We start from the raw sequence: 1,243 nt of genomic DNA on the forward strand, positions 1-1,243 counted from the left end.
GCCGTGGGCCGTGCCGCCGTTCAGGTCGAAGCTATCCTTGCCGTCGTCGCCCCACGCCGTGACCGCGCCAATCGTGGCAATCGTGTCATCGCCGGCCCCGCCGTGCAGAACGGTGCCGTCGTAACCGCCCAGCGCATCCTTGCCGTCGCCGCCCCAGATCACATCATTGCCATGGCCGCCCTGGATGATGTCGTCACCCAGCCCGCCGTCCAGGGTATCGTCACCCAACCCGCCGGTGATCGTATCGATGCCGTCGCCGCCGGTGATCGTGTCATTGCCGTCATCGCCGGACAGGGTATTGGCGCCGCTGCCCGACACCGTTAGGACATCGTTGCCCGCGCCGCCGTAGAGCTTGTTGTTGCCGACGCCGCCGTCCAGCGTGTCGTTGTCCTCATTGCCATTGAGCGTATCGTCGCCGTCGCCGCCCTCCAGCAGGTCGTCGCCCGCCAGGCCGTTCAGCGTGTCGTTACCGGCCAGACCCGAGAGATGATCATTGCCGTCATTGCCGCTGAGCGTGTCATTGCCGGCCGTGCCTGTCAGCACGACATCCGGCCCGCTGAAGGTCAGGGTGATATCGGCGAACTGCAGATGCAGGACGGARMTCAGSGTGTCCGTGCCCTCGGCGCCGGTGACGGTCAGCGWCCCGTCGCCATGATCGACGACCGTATARTCGGCGGCATTGCCGCTAAAGATCGCCGTATCGTTGCCGGCCCCGCCATCGATCGTGTCGTCACCCAATCCTCCGGYGATCRTGTCGTTGTCGTTGCCGCCGTTCAGGCTGTCATTGCCGTCGCCGCCCTTGAGGGTGTCCTGRCCGATGCCKGCGGTGATCGTGTCATTGCCCGTGCCGCCGTCCAGAATGTTGTTGCCATAGCTGGACGTGATGATGTCGTCGCCGGCATCGCCGGTGATGATATTATTGCCGTTRTCGCCRTTCAGGGTATCGTTGCCATTGCCACCGTCCAGGGTGTCGTCGTCGCCACCGCCCGACAASATGTCATTGCCGTCGCCGCCCGACATCAGGTCGCGATACTTCGAACCGGACAGGCCGTCATCGAGGTGCCCGCCGATCATCACAACAGGATCGAGCGACCAATAGTCGTAGATATGGGTGGACGCCGATGCGAAGATACGCGCGTCCGTCTCGGCCGAGCCGTCGAGATAGCGCACCTCGGAGATTTGCCCGGTCGTACCGGCGGCGAAGGTCTCGTCGGCCAGGGTGATGCGGATGGCGTGCGGCACA

General features: G+C 64.6%; 1 protein-coding gene. It reads right to left on the bottom strand.

Features of this window, described 5'->3' with window-relative positions; genetic code table 11:
- Positions 1-1,243 (bottom strand): calcium-binding protein (locus AC1DX3_RS24335; RefSeq protein ID WP_476991955.1); only part of this gene is annotated, 1,243 nt, incomplete at both ends.

Source organism: Asticcacaulis sp. P2_B1 (genome assembly GCF_056404915.1).